The organism is Sporichthya brevicatena (assembly GCF_039525035.1).
In the GTDB taxonomy this organism is placed as follows: Bacteria; Actinomycetota; Actinomycetes; order Sporichthyales; family Sporichthyaceae; genus Sporichthya; species Sporichthya brevicatena.
In genome coordinates this window covers 1-1,498 of sequence record NZ_BAAAHE010000071.1, presented here as the reverse complement: position 1 = coordinate 1,498, position 1,498 = coordinate 1, and the positions used below count along the sequence as shown (strand labels likewise).

1 protein-coding gene is annotated in these 1,498 nt (G+C 71.8%); it reads left to right on the top strand.

Annotated features, from left to right (window positions below; all coding sequences use genetic code 11):
• Window positions 1-58 precede the first annotated feature (58 nt).
• On the top strand, window positions 59-1,426 hold the full coding sequence (locus ABD401_RS24945; protein WP_344609931.1) for an IS1380 family transposase: 1,368 nt from the start codon (window positions 59-61) through the stop codon (window positions 1,424-1,426).
• Window positions 1,427-1,498 lie beyond the last annotated feature (72 nt).

Here is a 1,498-nt window from a genome sequence, read left to right as displayed (position 1 = left end):
CAAGGAATTCTTGGGCTTGCGACGGTCCAAAATCTCCGAGCCGGAAGGCACTCCGTAGGTGAAGCGTAACCGGGTTCGGTCGGTGCCCCGTGTCGAGGCGGGCGGCGAGTCGCTGATCTCCTCAGCGGGTGGGGCGTTGTTGTTGCAGACCGCGGTGGTCAGCGGTCTGGCCGGCGGGCTCTCGCGCGGGCTGGCGCCGTGGCGGGCCGATCGCGCGGTGCACGACCCGGGCAAGACGGTCCTGGATCTGGCGGTCGCGATCGCGCTCGGCGGTGACTGTCTGTCCGATCTGGCCCTGGTGCGTGCCCAGCCCGAACTGTTCGGCCCGGTCGCCTCGGACCCCACGGTCAGCCGGCTGATCGAGGCGTTGGCCGCGGACCCGGAAACGACCGAGACCGCGATCGCCGCGATCCGGGCGGCTCGCGCGCAGGCCCGGCAGCGGGTGTGGTCACGGGTCGACCCGTGGGCCGGTCAGGACTGCCCGGTGCTGGATTTGGACGCCACGCTGATCGATGCGCATTCGGAGAAGGAAGCCGCCGCCCCGACTTTCAAGCGCGGGTTCGGGTTCCACCCGATCCTGGCCTTCGCTGATCACGGCCCGGCCGGGACCGGGGAGCCGCTGGCCGCGCTGCTGCGCCCGGGCAGCGCGAACGCCAACAACGCCGCCGATCAGATCGCGGTGCTCGATGCCGCGCTGGCCCAACTCCCGGAGCCGGTGCGGGACCGGGTGCTGGTGCGCGCCGACAGCGCGGGCGGGGTCAAGGACTTCCTGGCCCACGTGCACGAGCTGGGATTGGAGTACTCGGTCGGGATCGGCGCCCGCCAACCCGTGCTCGATGCCCTGGCAGTGCTGCCCCGCCAGGCTTGGCGCGCCGCCCTCGACGCTGATGGGTGCCCACGCGCGGGCGCGCAGGTCGCTGAACTGACCCGGTGGCTGCCGGCCTCGTTCACCGGTTGGCCGCCGGGCATGCGGGTGATCGCCCGCCGCGAAGAGCCCCACGTCGGCGCCCAGTTGCGCGTCACCGACATCGACGGGTGGCGCATCACCGTGTTCGCCACCAACACCCGCACCGGGCGGCTGGCCGATCTCGAAGTCCGACACCGGTTGCGGGCCCGGGCCGAGGACCGCGTCCGAACGCTGAAGGACACCGGCGCAACCAACCTGCCGCTGCAGGCCTTCGCGAAGAACCAGATCTGGCTCGAACTGGCCCAACTCGCGGCCGAGCTGCTCGTCTGGACCCAGTTGCTGGCCTGGCCCGCGCACCCCGCCCGCCGCTGGGAACCCAAGCGCCTGCGCCTACGCCTGCTCACCGTCGCCGCCCGCGTCATCACCACCAGCCGGCGGCGCATCCTGCGACTGAACTCCCGATGGCCCTGGGCCGATCTGATCACCGGTGGCCACCAGCGACTGGCCGCCCTGACCTGAACCCCGACCCGCCCAACGAACACTCCGGAGAACCGGCGAACACAACGCCGGAGATCCACACCGGCCACGAAC